This is a genomic window from Brevundimonas subvibrioides, assembly GCF_027271155.1.
GTDB classification, from domain to species: domain Bacteria; phylum Pseudomonadota; class Alphaproteobacteria; order Caulobacterales; family Caulobacteraceae; genus Brevundimonas; species Brevundimonas subvibrioides_D.
This window is the reverse complement of sequence record NZ_CP114542.1, coordinates 315929-332077: the sequence shown is the minus strand read 5'-3', so window position 1 is coordinate 332077 and position 16149 is coordinate 315929. Positions and strand designations below refer to the sequence as shown.

The following is a 16149-nucleotide window of genomic DNA, read 5'->3' as shown; positions in this document are numbered from 1 at the left end:
ACGACCATGGCCAGGAACAACCCAGCGAACGAGCGGATCAAGCGGTCCTATTTCAGCTATTTGCGCGAGGCGCGCCGGCGGAACGACAAGTCCGTCGACGAGGTCGCCAAGGCGCTAAGCCGCTTCGAAGAGGCGACCGGGCACAAGGAGTTCAGCCGGTTTCATCGCGAACAGGCGGTGGCCTTCAAGCGCAAGCTGGACGACCAGGTCAGCGCCCGCACCGGCGAGCGTCTGAGCCGCGCCACGGTCCACTCGACCCTGTCCGCGCTCCGCAGCTTTTTCATCTGGCTGGCCGATCAGCCTGGCTACAAGAGACGGATCAGCTATTCGGACGCAGACTATTTCAATCTGGCGGAGAAGGACGTTCGCATCGCCAAGGCGGTTCGGGAGAAGTCGTTCCCGACTCTGGAACAGGTACACCATGTCCTGACCGCCATGCCGGCAGAGACCGACGTCCAGCGCCGCGACCGGGCCTTGGTTGCATTCAGCCTCCTGACCGGGGCCCGCGACGGTGCGCTGGCGTCGATCAAGCTGAAACACGTCGATCTGGCCCAGGGGCGGCTAGATCAGGACGCGCGCGAGGTGAACACGAAGTTCTCCAAGACCTTTTCGACCTGGTTCTTCCCGGTCGGCGGTCAGGCGCTGGAGATCGTCACCGACTGGATTGACCACCTGCGCGGCACCTTGCTGTGGAGCGAGGCGGATCCGGTGTTCCCGGCGACCCGGATGGCGGTCGGACCTGAGGGTGGGTTCGTCGTGGCCGGACTGGAGCGCCAACACTGGAGCACGGCCGAGCCGATCCGGCGGATCTTCCGCGAAGGGTTCACGGCGGCGGGCCTGCCTTATTTCAAGCCGCATTCGATCCGCGACACCCTCGTCCAGCTCGGCGAACGGGCGTGCCGTTCACCGGAGGAGTTCAAGGCGTGGTCGCAGAACCTTGGCCATGAAAACGTGCTGACCACCTTCACGAGCTATGGTGCCGTGGCCTCGCACCGGCAGGCGACTCTGATCCGGAGCCTGGATACGGCCCGCGCCCCGGATTCGGTTGAGGCGCGGCTGGCGCGGCTGGAATCCACTCTGGCGGGCTCGGTGGTTGGCGCGACCCGATAGGGGCTGCTAATCCGGATCAGCAATCGGATCGCGCTTGAGGTGAGTCGCTGGAGACAACCACCGGCACCACCGTCGCGGAATCGATGATAGTCAGGTGAGTGCGTGAACGCAGTCGAGATCGAGGAAGCTGTTTCCGAGCTGGCCGCCGCCCCCTTTGACGCGTCCGAGTTTCCGTTCGCCTTCCTGACTGCCTTCGGCAACAAGGCCGTCACGGTGCAGCGGCTGCGGGCGGGGTCGGGCAATGCGTCGGACGTCGCCGGCGGGGTGCTTCAACGCAACAACATCCACATGGCCGTCTGCGCCGAGGGTCAGGTCGCCGGGACCCTGAACGCCCTGCGGGCCAGCCCGAAGACGGCGGCCAACAAGGTCAAGTTCATCCTGGCCACCGACGGGGTCGTGCTGGAGGCCGAGGAACTGGCGACCGGCGATCCGCTGGCCTGCGCCTATCCGGCCTTGGCCGACCATTTCGGCTTCTTCCTGCCCCTGGCCGGCATTTCGACCGTCCGGCAGATCAAGGACAACCCGGTCGACATCAAGGCCACCGGCCGGCTGAACAAGCTGTATGTCGAGCTGTTGAAGGACAATCCGGACTGGGCGGGTGCCGAGCGTCGGCCGGAGCTGAACCATCTGATGGCCCGGCTGATCTTCTGCATGTTCGCCGAGGACACCGGGATTTTCCCGAGCAAGCTGTTCTCGAAAACCGTCGAGCAGATGAGCGACGGGGACAACACCCACGAGATCCTCGCCGAGTTGTTCCGCGCCATGGCCACCCATGGTGACCGGCGCGCCGCTGCCGGCATCAAAAGCTGGGCAGACCGGTTTCCCTATGTGAACGGCGGTCTGTTCGCCGACGCCGGAGAATGCCCCCGGTTCAGCAAGATCGCGCGGACCTATCTGCTGCGGGCCGCCAGCCTGAACTGGCAGGAGATCAATCCGGACATCTTCGGTTCGATGATCCAGGCCGTCGCCGACGACGAGGAGCGCGGCGCGCTGGGCATGCACTACACCAGCGTGCCGAACATCCTGAAGGTCCTCAACCCGCTGTTCCTCGACGACCTGACCGCACAGCTGGAAGAGGCCGGCGACAACGGCCGCAGCCTGTTGAATCTGCGCAAGCGGATGGCGAAAATCCGGGTGTTCGACCCGGCCTGCGGGTCCGGCAACTTCCTGGTCATCGCCTACAAGGAGATGCGGAGGATCGAGGCCGAGATCAACCGCCGGCGCGGCGAGCCCGACCGGCGCAGCGACATCCCTCTGACCAACTACCGGGGCATCGAACTGCGCGACTTCCCGGCCGAGATCGCCCGCCTGGCCTTGATCATCGCTGAGTACCAGAGCGACGTGGTCTATCGCGGGCAGAGAGAAGCACTGGCCGATTTTCTGCCGTTGGATGCGCAGAACTGGATCACCTGCGACAACGCCTTGAGGTTGGATTGGCTGAGTGTCTGTCCGCCGACGGGGGCGGCCGTGAAGCTCCGTGGCGATGATCTGTTCAGCACGCCGCTGGATCAGGCCGAGATCGACTTCGAGAACGAAGGGGGCGAAACGTACATATGTGGCAACCCGCCATACCGGGGGAGTCAACAGCAGACCGCTGAGCAGAAGGGCGATCTTGAAAAGGCCTTTACGACTCTTTCCGACAACACAAGTATTCTAGATTACGTAAGTGGTTGGTTTGCTAAGGCGGCTAAGTATATTGCATCAAACGCGGGTCGCGCGGCCTTTGTGACTACAAATTCGATCAACCAAGGCCGGCAGGTGGAGGCTCTGTGGCCTCCCATTTTCGGAATTGGAGTTAGAATATATTTTGCTCATACATCATTCTTGTGGGCGAACCTGGCATCTAACAACGCGGGTGTGACCGTTTCGATTGTTGGGCTCGACAACCGATCCTCAGGAACCTGCTATCTCTTTAGTGCCGAATCCGGAGCACTGACATCGAAGGCGGCCGATAACATCAATGGCTACCTAATAGCCGGGCCCAACATTGAGGTGTCGGCTACTCGGCGTGCGTTATCCGGCCTGCCTGAGATGTTGTTCGGGAACATGCCGAATGATGGCGGGGAGTTGTTGCTTTCCAAGGCCGAAGCCTTGGACGCATGGCGTGAAGGCGTCCCTTCAAAATTCATTAGACCATTCGTTGGATCGCATGAGTTCATAAATGGGCTGGAGAAATTCTGCATTTGGGTGCTTGCCCACGAATATGAAGAAGCGAGGCGGTTTGTGTGGCTGAACGGGCGCTTTGAGCGAGTGCGCTTGGGGCGATTGGAATCCAACAGAGCGGCGACGAAAGATTTGGCGGCGAAGCCATTTGCGTTTGGTGAGATTCGCCAAACGGGAAATGAGCGGGCGTTGGTGATGCCAAGAATAACGTCCGAACGCCGGGATTACCTCCCGGCGGGAGTGATGCAGTCTGGTTCGATAGTTAGCAGCCAAAACTTCGCGCTGTACGATGCGCCGATCCATATTCTGTCGATCCTGACCTCCAAGATTCACAGGGTTTGGATTGGCACTGTCTGCGGTCGCACGCGGACCGACTTCGCGTACTCCAACACCCTCGGCTGGAACACCTTCCCGGTCCCGACCCTGACTGAGAAGAACAAGGCCGACCTGACCCGCTGCGCCGAGGACATTTTGCTGACGCGCGAGGCGCATTACCCGGCGACCATCGCCGATCTCTACGATCCCGAGACCATGCCCGACGACCTGCGCCGCGCCCATGAGCGCAACGACGAGACGCTGGAGCGCATCTACATCGGCCGCACCTTCCGCAATGACACCGAGCGTCTCGAAAAGCTGTTCGAGCTCTATACGAGGATGACCACCGAAATCCCGAGACGGAAAGGCGCTGCCTGAGCCCCATGGCCACGACCTCGACCATCCCCTCCGTCTCCCTGCGCACCGGCCAGACCGGGGCCTCAACCAAGCCCAATGAGATGGGTATGCGCGCCATGCAGGAGCGCGCCTATGACCGGCGAGGCGAACAGTATCTGCTGATCAAGTCGCCGCCCGCGTCTGGCAAGTCACGGGCGTTGATGTTCATCGCCCTGGACAAGCTGCACAATCAGGGGGTCGCCAAGGCGATCATCGTGGTGCCCGAACGCTCGATCGGCGGCAGCTTTGCCGACGAGGCCCTGTCGAAATTCGGCTTCTGGTCCGACTGGACGGTCAAGCCACAATGGAACCTTTGCAACGCGCCCGGCGTCGACGAGCCGCGCGTGGCGAAGTCCAAGGTCAAGGCCGTGGGCGAGTTCCTGGCCAGCGGCGACACCGCGCTGGTCTGCACCCACGCGACATTCCGTTTCGCGGTCGACGAGCTGGGCGTCGAGGCCTTCGACAACTGCCTGATCGCGGTCGACGAGTTCCACCATGTCAGCGCCAATCCAGACAACCGGCTGGGCGCGCAGCTCGCCCAGTTCATCGCCCGCGACAAGGCGCACATCGTGGCCATGACCGGGTCCTATTTCCGGGGCGACGCCGAGGCCGTTCTTAGCCCCGGCGATGAGGCGCGGTTCGTCACCGTGACCTATACCTACCACGAGCAGCTCAACGGCTATGAGCACCTGAAGACGCTGGACATCGGCTATTTCTTCTACGCCGGCAGCTATCTCGACAGCATCATGAAGGTGCTCGATCCGGCCCTGAAAACCATCGTCCACATCCCCAACGTCAACGCCCGCGAAAGCACCTCCGACAAGATCAAGGAGGCGAACGAGATCATGAGCGCCCTGGGCGACTGGCAGGGCGAGGACCCGGCAACGGGATTCCATCTGATCCGTCAGCCTGACGGGCGGGTGCTGAAGGTCGCGGACCTGGTCGATGACGACGGCCCCCGCCGGGACAAGGTGATCGGGGCGCTGAAGGACCCGGCGCATCGCAATGATCGAGACCATGTCGACATCATCATCGCCCTGGGCATGGCCAAGGAGGGCTTTGACTGGATCTGGTGCGAACACGCCCTGACGGTCGGCTATCGCTCCAGCCTGACGGAAATCATCCAGATCATCGGCCGCGCCACCCGTGACGCACCGGGCAAGGCCTCGGCCCGATTCACCAACCTGATCGCCGAGCCGGACGCCAGCCAGGAGCTGGTCGTCGACGCTCTGAACGACACCCTGAAGGCCATCGCGGCCAGCTTGTTGATGGAACAGGTGCTGGCCCCGCGTTTCGACTTCACGCCCAAGGACCTCGGACCCAAGCCGGGATTCGACTACGGCCCGGCCGGCTATCAGGAGGGCGGCAGCCTCGCCAACGTCGGCTTCAACGAGAAGACCGGCCAGTTCCACATGGAGATCAAGGGTCTGGTCACGCCTTCCAGCCCCGAGGCGAAGCGCATCTGTCAGGAAGACCTGAACGAGATCATCACCGCCTTCGTGCAGGACAAGACGGTGGTCGAGCGCGGCATCTTCGACGCCGAGACCGCCCCGCAGGAATTGACGGTCCAGCGGATGGGAAAGATCGTGCGCGATCGCTTCCCCGAGCTGACCGACGAGGATCAGGAAGCCGTCCGCCAGCACGCCGTCGCCGCGCTGAACATGACGCAGAAGGCCAAGGCCGTGGCAGCGGGGGTTGATGATGCCGAACTGAAGGGCAGCACGGCGTTTGTCGACGGGGTGCGCAGGTTCGCCCTGAGCGTTCGCGAACTGGACATCGATCTGATCGACGGAATCAACCCCTTCGAGGCGGCCTATTCGGTGCTGGCCAAGTCGATGAACGAACAGATGCTTAAACAGGTCGAGGCGGCCATCGCCGGCAAGCGGGCGGGGATTCCAATCGAGGAGGCCCGCGACCTGGCCAAACGCGCGCGCAAGTTCCGGGACGAGCGCGGCCGGCTGCCCGACATCAAGTCGCAGGATGCCTGGGAGCGGCGCATGGCCGAGGGCGTGGAAGTCCTGCGGCGGCATGTGGCGTTGAACCCGAATGGCTGAGCTGAGCGACCTTGAGCTGCTGTCGGACCTCGGCGTCGAGATCGAGACGAAGAAGGCCGCCACCCGCACGCCGCGCGAGGAGCGGGTCATCGCCGGGTTCGAGGACATCATGAAGTTCGTCGACGAGCACGGCCACGCGCCGCGCCACGGCGAGGACCGCGACATCTTCGAGCGGATTTATGCGGTGCGGCTGGATCGCATCCGCGCCCAAGCTGACTGCCGGGTGCTGATCGAGCCGCTGGACAAGCATGGTCTGCTGACCGGCAGCGACGGTGTCGCCGAAGAGCCGGCCGAGTTTGAAGACGACGCCGACCTGCTGGCCGATCTGGGCGTTGCCCCGGGTGGGGACGAAGACATTTCGGTCCTGAGGCACGTCCGGTCCCGCGACGAGGTCAAGGCGGCCGAGGAAGTCGCCAACCGCAAGGTCTGCGCCGACTTCGAGACCTTCAAGCCCCTGTTCGTCGCCGTGAAACGTGACCTCGAAACCGGCGGCCGTGAAGCTCGTCGTTTCGGCGAGGACGCGGGAATCAAGTCGGGCGAGTTTTTCATCCTCGGTGGCCAGATGGTCTATGTGGCCGAGGTGCTCGACTCCTTCGTGACCGAGTACGGCCGGCCCGATAGCCGGCTTCGTGTCATCTATGACAACGGCACGGAAAGCGACCTGCTGCTGCGGTCACTGCAGCGGGGGCTCTACAAGGACGAAACCGGCCGGCGGATCACCGACCCGATCGCCGGTCCCCTGTTCGGCCATGAAAGCCAAGACGACGATCTGGAGAGCGGGACGATTTACGTCCTGCGCAGCAAATCCGATCACCCGGACGTCGCCGCCAACCGCGACCTGATCCACAAGATCGGCGTGACGGGCGGGACGGTCGAGGCCCGGATCGCTCAGGCGACCACCGACCCGACCTATCTCCTGGCCGAGGTCGAGATCATCGCGACCTACAAGCTATTCAACATCAACCGGACCCGGCTGGAGAATCTGCTGCACCGCGTGTTCGCCCCCGCGCGCCTGGACCTGACGATCCCCGACCGATTCGGTGAGCCGGTTCGCCCGAGAGAGTGGTACATCGCTCCGCTGCAAGCCATCGACGCGGCCGTCCAAAAGGTCCGAGACGGCTCGATCACGGACTTCAGATACGACCCCGGCTGTGCCGCTTTGGTGAGAATTGAAACGCCGAGCTAATTGGTCGCAGCCGAGAAATTCGGGGGGAAGCTACAGTTAGTTGGGGGCCTTTCTGGGGGCCTTTTTAGAATGACTTTTGATTATCGTATTTTAAATCAAATTCTTAGTTGCTCAATGCGGCTCCCCTAAGCGCACCACTATTTCCCATAGGACATGGATATCGCCCAAGACGGGAGCGCCTCCCGGCCGGGCGGTGATCAGAATTCCCTGGACACCCCGAAGAAGGCGCGCCAGCCCGAGGCAGGTTCGGCGTCGGGGCTTCCGGTCAGGGGTTTCGCCAGTTCGACCTTGAAGGTCACGCGATCCTCGAAGGTGATGCGGGTGCCGAACCCGGCCGAGACGCGGTCGGCGTCGATACGGCCGCTCGACGTCTCGTTCGACACCCAGCCGACGTCGACGAAGGCATACCCTTGCGCAAAGGTGATGGCGCGAGGCTGCGGGTCCCATCCGGCGCGCAGTTCTACCGAGGCGGCCATACCGGTATCACCGCTGATTTCGCCGTAGTCATAGGCACGACCGAAGCCTGGCCCACCGACGTAGAACTCCTCGGACGCCAGCACGGGATCGCTGGCCCACTGGCCCGCCGCCTCGCCATACACACCCATGTAGCGGCCAATGTCACGGTAGGCCGAGACGTTGAACGTCGCCTTGGTGAACTCGCCGGTGGCATCGCTTCGGGTCAGATCGGGCGATGGCGTCCTGGTGGCGTCGAAGACATCTAAGCCCTGTGACACCTGGAGGCTTCCCGCGACATAGCCTGCGTCGAGCTTCAGCCGGCCTGACAACATGGCCCGGGCGACGGTGAGCCGTTCCTCAATGCCACCCAGTAGCTGGTAGGTCTGTTCGACCTTGCGGACGTCGAGGCTTGCGCTCGCCCACAGGCTTCGTTCGCGCGATCGCACCAGCATCTGCGTCACCGCGATGGAGGCGGCCTGGCTATGGCCGCTGAGCCAGCCGACCGAGCCGGCCGGCGCGTCCGTAGCGTATGTGCTGACGCTGGCCTTGAGACGGGTCTCCTCCGCGATCAGGGCCGAATAACTGACCTCTCCATAGCTGAGTTCCTGGGGATCTTCGGGCACGGTCAGGGCCGAGACGGTGATCTGGTCTCCCGGCACGACGGCTGAGTTGACCGACGCCGTCACATAGGCCTGCCACGGCCCCTGGGCCTCAGATCCCCTGTTGTCGACATAGACACCGCCCTCGATCCGTTTCAGGTCGGCCGTGACAACCAGCCTGTGTTGCGACGGATTATCCGGGACGGGCTCGATGCGGCTGGTCAAGGTTACGCCGGGTATGTCCGAGGCCAGCGCCAGCCGATGATCCAGCATGGCGACGGTCAGCGCGCGCCCGTCCTTCAGGGGTTCCAGGATCGGCCAGACTTTTTCAGCCGCTGCGCCCGTGACCTGAATGTCGACAAGATAGCCCTCATAAACGACGATATAGGCCGCCCCGGTGCTGTGGTCGCCCGGTGCGACCACAGCACGGGTCAGGAAGTATCCATCCTGACGATAGCGCGTGGTGATTGCGTCCGCGGTTGCGACCAGATCCGCCACGCCGATCTTGCGGGCCAGGTTCTGATCATAGGTCCCGGCGAGATCGGCCAGCGGATAGGCGCTGACCCCCTGAATGGTCATGCTGGTCAGCACGAAACAGTCGTTCCCACACGTGTCGGCGGAGGTCACGTCTCCATCCTCAGCGTTCGCCATACCGGCAATACCAGCAATACTGGCCAGTATTGCCGCCGAAATGGCGATCAATCGTGTTTTCATCCGATAACGGAAGGCCATTGTCCAGTGTTGGATTCTGCAAATGAGACGACATGGTTAGCATACGTTCGTCATTCTCAATTTCCTGTTAATACCGGACCTTAAGGTTGCGGAAGGTGGTTCTGAGTTATTTTATCCTGACAATACTCTCAGGAGCAGAGCGATGCGTAGTATTTGGCTGGGAGCTCTGGCACTTGTTTCCATCTGGCTGGGAACCCTGTCGCCGGCCTGGGCTGACGACTGGCAGTTGCGCGAAGTGACCGGCACAGTGCGGGTGGCCCTGCCCGCGCGGGCCGCCGTCGCCGGGGTCGCAGGACAGGTGCTCCCCATCGGAACCAGCCTGACGACCGGCGGCAACGGCCGCGCGGTGGTGACGAACGGCCTTCAGCGCATTGTGGTCGGCCCCAACAGCCGCACGACCCTGGCCCCCGAACAGGGCGGGATGACGCGCATCCTTCAGGATCTGGGCTCGGCCTTGTTCCAGGTCGACCGGCAGGCGCATCCCCACTTCCGCGTCGAAACCCCTCTGCTCGCGGCCGTGGTCAAGGGAACCACCTTCACGGTCAGTGTCGATGCGATTGGCGACCGGGTGCATGTGGCCGAGGGCCTTGTCGAGGTCCGCTCCAACAGCGGCAACGCTTCGGGCGACGTGGCCGCCGGTGCCACCGGGGTGGTGACGCGGGACAACCCGGACTCGGTGGATATCGCGGCGCCTTCGGCCAGCGTCCCGGTCGCTGCGGCCACGCTCACGGTCGCGCCGATCGACTACAGCGCCGCCTCGGGCGGCCTGGTCGAGAATGCGTCCCTCACAGTACCGCCGTCGACCGGTGTTCCAACGACCCCGCCGGCTTCGCAAGACAGCGCCGGCAGGTCATCCGCCGGAGCGACAGGGGGGCCCGCAACCGCTCCGACGCCGTCATCAGGCGATCCATCCGCGTCATCGAACAGCGGCAGAACGCTCGTTTCCGCGAGCGTCACGGGCCGGCCCAACGCGGGCGGTACCGGCCAGCGAGGATCAGGCAATGGGAACGCCGGTTCCGGCAGCGGGAACGGTGGCAGGAACGGAAACGGTGGCGGGTCCGACGAGGGCGACGATGGCGGCCACGGCAATGGCAACGGCGGGTCTGACCACGGCAACGGCGGCGGGAGCGGAAACGGCAACGGCGGGTCCGACGAAGGCAACGGTGGGGACCATGGCAATGGCAACGGCGGGTCCGGCAACGGGAACGGCGGATCTGACGACGATCACGGTGGCGGCTCCGGCAATGGTGGCGGCGGGTCTGACGACGACCACGGGGGCGGTTCCGGCAATGGTGGCGGCGGTTCCGGCAACGGGAACGGCAACGGCGGCGGCGGCGGCGGCGGGTCTGACGACGACCACGGGGGCGGCTCCGGTAACGGGGGCGGCAACGGCAATGGTAACGGCGGTTCCGGCAACGGGAACGGCAACGGCGGCAGCGGCAGCGGCGGCAGCGGCGGGTCTGACGACGACCACGGGGGCGGCTCCGGTAACGGGGGCGGCAACGGCAATGGTAACGGCGGTTCCGGCAACGGGAACGGCAACGGCGGCAGCGGCAGCGGCGGCAGCGGCGGGTCTGACGACGACCACGGGGGCGGCTCCGGCAATGGTAACGGCGGTTCCGGCAACGGGAACGGCAACGGCGGCGGCGGCGGCGGCGGGTCTGACGACGACCACGGGGGCGGCTCCGGTAACGGGGGCGGCAACGGCAATGGTAACGGCGGTTCCGGCAACGGGAACGGCAACGGCGGCAGCGGCAGCGGCGGCAGCGGCGGCAGCGGCGGGTCTGACGACGACCACGGGGGCGGCAACGGCAACGGGGGCGGCAACGGCAATGGTAACGGCGGTTCCCGCAACGGAAACGGTAATGGCAACGGCGGCAGCGGCGGCAGCGGCAGCGGCAGCGGCGGGTCTGACGACGACCACGGGGGCGGCAACGGCAACGGGGGCGGCAACGGCAATGGTAACGGCGGTTCCCGCAACGGAAACGGTAATGGCAACGGCGGCAGCGGCGGGTCTGACGACGATCACGGTGGCGGCAACGGCAGCGGCAATGGTAACGGCGGCTCCGGCAACGGCGGCGGGAACGGAAACGGCAATAGCGGGTCCGGCAGTGGAAACGGTGGCGGCTCCGGCAACGGCAGCGGCGGGAATGGACGCGGCAACTCTGGCGGCGGCCGTCGTACGCCGCCGGGCGGTGATTGAGGGTGATGTCGATCTGGCGAAAGGTGTGGGTCCGCAATTTTCTCGGGACCACGCTGATCCTGGCCACCGTCGCGACGGCCACGATCCTGGGCTGGCTTCTGCCGATGGACGACCTGTTCGCCGGAGCGCGGTTCCGCTCGGCTCCCAACATTGCCAGCGGCGGGCTCACTGTCGTGGAGATCGACGCGCGCAGCCTGGAGCAGGCCGGAACCTGGCCGTGGGAGCGTGAGCGCTATGCGACGGCGATCGATCGTCTGATCGCGGCGGGGGCCACCCTGGTCGTATTCGACGTCGATTTCAGCGCCGCCTCTGATGCGGCCTCGGACGACGCCCTGGCCCGGACGATCTCGAACCATCCCGGCCAGGTGGCCTTGAGCGCCTTCGTCCAGAACAGGAGCTTCGCGGCCAGCGATCGGGGCCTGACCGAGAATCGCCCGATCGCTTCCCTGACTCAGGATGCGCTGATCGCCTCGGTCAACATCCCCGTGGATCAGGACGGCAGGGTCCGTCACTACGCCTACGCCTCGCCCCCGGGCGGCCAGGCCTCCATCGCCGCGACCCTGGCCGGACGGAGCGGACGTGGCGAGTTCGCAATCGACTATGGCATCGATCAGCGAACGATTCCGCACCTAAGTTTCGGCGACGTCCTGGCCGGCCGGTTCGACCCGGCCCTGGTGAACGGACGTGTCATCCTGGTCGGCGCGACCGCACTGGAGCTGGGAGACGAGTTCGCCACCCCGGTCGGGCTGGTCCCGGGCGTCGTGATCCACGCCCTGGCCTATGAGAGCATCGTCAAGGGCCGTGCCCTGATGACGCCCGGCCCCGTTCTGATGTTGGTTTTCTGCCTCGGGCTCGGTCTGCTGCTGCTCCCCCAGCGCGACGCGCACAGCCTTCGGGTCCTGTTGATCCGCCACGGCTTCGTGTCCCTCGGCATCCTCGGGCTGCCGATCCTGGTGCAGGTCTTTTGGCCCATCAGCCTGAACATCGCGCCCCTCCTGGCCACCCAGATCCTGTTCGCGATATGGGCCACGCGCGCGGAGCTGTTCCGGCGCGGTCGCGCCATCATCCGCGAGCGTGAGGCGGGCCTGCTACACCTGGCGATGCACCACACCGAAAGCGAGCTGCCCAACAGGCGGGCGTTGCTGAAAGCAATCGAGGATGAGCGCGCATCCGGTGAAAGCGCCAGCGTCGTGGTTCTGGGCATTGGGCGATTGCCGGAAATGCGCGGGTTGGTCGGTTACGACGTCACCAACACCCTGATCCAGCGCCTGGCCGCCCGCATGGCCGATGTCACCGGTGCCCACTGCGTGGCCCACGTCTCGTCCTCCGCGCTCGCCGGGTTCGTACCGGGCCTGACCCGCGAAGAGCTCGAAGCGGTGGTATCCCGGTTGAAAGAGCTCGAGACGAACTTCAACATCGATGGGCACTCCATCGACATCTATCCGAGGCTCGGCGCCGCCCGTTCAGAGGCTGCCGATCTGAACGCCGAATTGCTGATCGAGCGGGCTACCCTGGCCCTGAGCAAGGCCAGCGGGACCAAGACCCAGGCCGTAATCTACGACGAAAACGCGGACGGCTCTCCGGCTAACAACCTGGCCCTGATGACGGAGATGCTGGCCGCCCTGGAGAGCGGCGACATCTGCCTGGTCTACCAGCCCAAGATGCAGACCCGAAATGGAGCCATAACCTCGGTGGAGGCCCTCTGCCGCTGGAACCATCCTGAACGAGGCTTCATCTCTCCGGACGTCTTCATCCCGATCGCAGAGGAAACGGGACGGATCCGGGCCCTGACCGAATGGTGCTTCGTCACCGCCATCAAGCATCAGGCGACCCTGTCTGCGGCGGGACGCGATGTGACGATCGCGCTCAATGTCTCTGGTCGTCTTCTGTCCGATATGAAGTTCAAGACCATGGTGCTGGAGCTCACCCGATCGGTGGAGGCCAGCCTGTGCCTGGAAATCACCGAGACCGCCGTGATCGACAATCCCGCACTCGCCGCCGAAGCCATTGCCGCCTTCCGCGGCGCCGGGTTGAAGATTTCCATCGACGACTATGGGGCCGGCCTGTCGTCTCTCGGCTATCTGAAGCAACTGGATGCGGACGAGTTGAAGATCGACCGGTCGCTTGTCGTCGAGCTGACCGGCAACCAGCGCGACCGCATGATCATGAAGTCCACGATCGACCTGGCGCACGGTCTTGGCATGGAGGTCGTCGCCGAAGGCGTGGAGGACGCCCTGCTGGCGACCTGTCTTGCGCAGCTGGGGTGTGACATGATCCAGGGCTACTGGCTGTCGAAGCCCCTGGCCCTCCCGGACCTTCAGAGATTCCTGCAGGATCGAGACTTGTTGAAGCCGGGGGACCGGCAGGTCGCAGCCTGAATGGAGCATCCGGGCCCCGGCCCCGGTCAGGGGGCCTTGCCGGTGTGATGGCCATCCGAGCCCGGCTTCCATCGAGGGATGTGTCTCAATCCGGGACGTCAGAAATTCGTTATTTAACCGTTATCGGCAACGGCTCGAAAATCATGAGTCTGTAAACCCCGCACCTTATCAACGGGCGAGGGGCCTCAGATGATGCGTAGAGCATGTGTTGCGGCGTTGTTTTCTCTGACAGTGGCCGCCCCGCTCCCGGCCTTGGCGCAGACGGCATTCCCGTCGTCGAATCCCAACGCCACCGAATGGGCGCTCATCCGTTTGACGCCCAGTCTGGTGTCCAGCGCCCGGGGCGGCTCCGGCGTCATTGTCGGCCTCTACGACGGCCTGGCCGATTGCCGGTCTGCGGATCTTGCCGGGCGGTGCAGCAATCTGGTGCCCAACACCGGAGTCTTTTCGTCGTATAGCACGCACGGCTCGCACACGGCGGGCACCATCGCCGGAGCCCGATATGGCACGGCCACGGGTGCCACGATCCTCAACTATGCCGTCTTCGACAGCCGGGGCTATGTCGCCAGCGGCAACGGTCTGATCGCCGCCTGGACCGATGCGGCCAAACGCAAGTCCAGTATCGCCAGCATGAGCTTCGGATGCGCACGCATGGCCCTGTGCCTGAGCGCGTCGGAAATCCGGACGATGGCCAGTACCCCGCTGTCGGGCATGCTCTTCGTCAAGGCGGCCGGCAATGACGGCGTCGCGCTGGGCAATGAGGCGATCCCCGTCGCCGCCGCGGACGCCAGGACCGCATTTTCCCGGTTGCTTCTGGTCGGCAGCGTGAATTCGGCGGGAACGATCTCGAGCTTTTCCAACCGTCCCGGCGAGGGCTGCCTTCTGGCCACCGGCGCCACGACCTGCGCCGAAAACATGAAATGGAAAAACCGGTTCCTCGTCGCGCCCGGAGAGATGATCTACGCGAACCTGCCCGGCAACACCTATGGCTATATGTCCGGAACCAGTATGGCGACCCCGGTCGTCACGGGTGCGGCGGCGCTGCTTGAGGGGCGCTGGCCGGTCCTGAAGGCCAATCCCGCCACGGTCGCCGACATCCTGTTGAACTCGGCCACGGACATCGGCGCGAGAGGCGTCGATCCCGTCTACGGCAGAGGGCTTCTGAACGTCGAACGGGCGTTCCAGAACGCCGGCACGACAGCGATCGTCGCGCCGGGCGGCCAGAAGGTCGTCGTGTCGGGCGCGTCGGTGACGGCCGCCTCGGTCATGGGAAATACGCCCGGACTGCTTTCCGCCCTGACGGCGTTTGACGCCTATGGTCGTGACTACGCCCTGGACCAGGTCAGCAATTTCTCGATCCGTTCGGCCACGCGGGATCCGGGAACGGGCGGCGCTTCGGCGATCGACATGGGGTCCCAGGGCGACTGGGCCCAGACCTTCTTCGCCGGCCCCTCGGTCCCTGTCGCCTATGTCGGCTTTGGCCCGCGCGCCGCTGCCGGTAGCGGGCGGCTCCTGGTGGACCGGACTCTGCGCGCGGGTATCGACGCCCCCCTGGGCGGCGCTGTCGTCGCCTTCCGCCTGACCGGCGCCACCGAAACACGCTCGGACTTCGCGTCTGACCCGGGCCTGAGGCCCCTGGGCTTCTTTGCCTCGTCGGATCTTCTGGGCCGCTCCGCCCTGACAGGGGTGAGCATGCCGATGAACAACGGTAGCCGGCTTGTCATGTTCGGCGCCACGTCGCTTGGCGGAAGCCCCGCCCTCGGCGAGGACGACGGCTATCAGCGGGCCGGTGGGCCGGACGCAGGGACTTTCACCTCATACATGGCCATGGAGCGTTCCCCCCTGCGCCAGTCCGCGGTCGGCGTGGGATACTGGGCCCGGCCGGATGACCGCACGCTTGTCGGCGTCAGTGTGACGAGCATGGTCCAGCGTCATGGCTTCTATGACCTGGCCTCCGATCTCTCGAGCTTCGATGCGCCGGTCGTGCTCAACAGTGTGGGGCTGGCAGCCAGTCGCACCTTCGGGCCCTGGGAAGTCTATGGTGCGGCCGAGACCACGGCGATCGGGGCGCCGGCGACCCAGGGGCCCATCCGCTTTTCGGACGGCGTCCTTGTTTCGGGGGAAGTCGGCGCCCGTTTCACACGGGTGGTGCGCGGCAAGACCGCCTGGCGAGAAAGCCTGGCTGTCGGACTGCGCGCCGCGCCGCAGGCCGTTTCCGGTCACCTCTACCTTGACTATATGGTGCCCACGGCCGACGGACTCGAAACCGAAGTCGTTCACCGTCAGTCCCCGCTCGCCGACGTCACGGGCCGGCCGGTGCTCATCGAGAGCAGCTACACGCTTGAGGACGGCGAGACCTGGTCTGCCCGCCTGCGGGGTGGCGCGGACCTGACGGGCCGGGGCGAATATCACCTGGCTGCGGAAGCCCGTCTGACCTTCTGAGCCGCCCTCTAGACCGGACCCCGATCACGGTGGGTCGTGTCGCCTTCGAAAGCCGGAGGAGAGGTGTTCGGGGCCCCCGAGCGGCACGACCCATCTCCGGCTTGAGGCGCGCCCC

At 65.0% G+C, this 16149-nt stretch carries 8 protein-coding genes; 7 read left to right on the top strand and 1 reads right to left on the bottom strand.

The features are described from left to right. Positions 1 to 6 precede the first annotated feature (6 nt). The 4 genes from O3139_RS01665 to O3139_RS01650 all read left to right on the top strand — a co-directional run bounded on the left by O3139_RS01665 (position 7) and on the right by O3139_RS01650 (position 7224). Positions 7 to 1110 carry a site-specific integrase gene (locus O3139_RS01665; RefSeq protein WP_269515166.1) on the top strand — a complete coding sequence of 368 codons (1104 nt, stop codon included), beginning with the start codon at positions 7 to 9 and terminating at the stop codon, positions 1108 to 1110. A 102-nt stretch (positions 1111 to 1212) separates the two neighbouring features. Beyond that, entirely contained in the window at positions 1213 to 3966 is a 2754-nt protein-coding gene (locus tag O3139_RS01660) for a class I SAM-dependent DNA methyltransferase (RefSeq protein WP_269515165.1), read from the top strand. A gap of 5 nt (positions 3967 to 3971) precedes the next feature. Further along, on the top strand, positions 3972 to 6038 hold the full coding sequence (locus O3139_RS01655; protein ID WP_269515164.1) for a DEAD/DEAH box helicase: 2067 nt from the start codon (positions 3972 to 3974) through the stop codon (positions 6036 to 6038). Beyond that, entirely contained in the window at positions 6031 to 7224 is a 1194-nt protein-coding gene (locus O3139_RS01650) for a GIY-YIG nuclease family protein (RefSeq protein WP_269515163.1), read from the top strand. The genes O3139_RS01655 and O3139_RS01650 overlap by 8 nt, the downstream gene beginning before the upstream one ends. A 197-nt stretch (positions 7225 to 7421) precedes the next feature. Here O3139_RS01650 and O3139_RS01645 read toward each other — a convergent pair whose 3' ends face one another. Beyond that, positions 7422 to 8906 (bottom strand): ShlB/FhaC/HecB family hemolysin secretion/activation protein, encoded by a 1485-nt coding sequence (locus O3139_RS01645; protein WP_269515162.1) that lies wholly within the window; start codon positions 8904 to 8906, stop codon positions 7422 to 7424. A gap of 247 nt (positions 8907 to 9153) precedes the next feature. Between O3139_RS01645 and O3139_RS01640 the strand changes: the two genes are divergently transcribed. From O3139_RS01640 to O3139_RS01630, 3 genes are all read left to right on the top strand, one after another. Next, positions 9154 to 11214 carry a FecR domain-containing protein gene (locus O3139_RS01640; RefSeq protein ID WP_269515161.1) on the top strand — a complete coding sequence of 687 codons (2061 nt, stop codon included), beginning with the start codon at positions 9154 to 9156 and terminating at the stop codon, positions 11212 to 11214. A 5-nt stretch (positions 11215 to 11219) separates the two neighbouring features. Further along, positions 11220 to 13592: a putative bifunctional diguanylate cyclase/phosphodiesterase gene (locus O3139_RS01635; RefSeq protein ID WP_269515160.1), complete on the top strand. Its 2373-nt coding sequence runs from the start codon at positions 11220 to 11222 to the stop codon at positions 13590 to 13592. A gap of 216 nt (positions 13593 to 13808) precedes the next feature. After that, positions 13809 to 16034, top strand: a complete 2226-nt coding sequence (locus O3139_RS01630) for a S8 family peptidase (RefSeq protein ID WP_269515159.1) — start codon at positions 13809 to 13811, stop codon at positions 16032 to 16034. Positions 16035 to 16149 lie beyond the last annotated feature (115 nt).